This window comes from Kluyvera sp. Awk 3 (genome assembly GCF_028069715.1).
Taxonomy (GTDB): Bacteria; Pseudomonadota; Gammaproteobacteria; order Enterobacterales; family Enterobacteriaceae; genus Kluyvera; species Kluyvera georgiana_A.
The window spans coordinates 1-439 of sequence record NZ_JANEWH010000338.1 but is presented as its reverse complement, the minus strand read 5'-3'; the positions used below and the strand labels follow the sequence as shown (position 1 = coordinate 439).

The 439-nt window shown below is 46.0% G+C and carries 1 tRNA gene and 1 rRNA gene; both read left to right on the top strand.

The features are described 5' to 3' along the window. Window positions 1-78: ribosomal RNA gene (locus tag NNN71_RS25000) — 16S ribosomal RNA — on the top strand; the annotation flags it as partial. Between the two features lie 85 nt (window positions 79-163). Next, window positions 164-239 (top strand) — tRNA-Glu (locus tag NNN71_RS24995). The last annotated feature ends 200 nt before the right edge of the window (window positions 240-439 follow it).

Sequence of the window (439 nt, the reverse complement as noted above, 5' to 3'; positions counted from 1 at the left end):
ACCACTTTGTGATTCATGACTGGGGTGAAGTCGTAACAAGGTAACCGTAGGGGAACCTGCGGTTGGATCACCTCCTTACCTTAAAGAAGCGTTCTTTGAAGTGCTCACACAGATTGTCTGATGAAAAGTAAATAGCAAGGCGTCTTGCGATTGAGACTTCAGTGTCCCCTTCGTCTAGAGGCCCAGGACACCGCCCTTTCACGGCGGTAACAGGGGTTCGAATCCCCTAGGGGACGCCACTTGCTGGTTTGTGTGAGTGAAAGTCGCCGACCTTAATATCTCAAAACTCATCTTCGGGTGACGTTTGAGATATTTGCTCTTTAAAAATCTGGATCAAGCTGAAAATTGAAACGACACACTGTGTCTGTTCTCCGTAATAAGAACAGATAAATGGTGTGTTCGAGTCTCTCAAATTTTCGCAAGTCGATGATGAATCGAA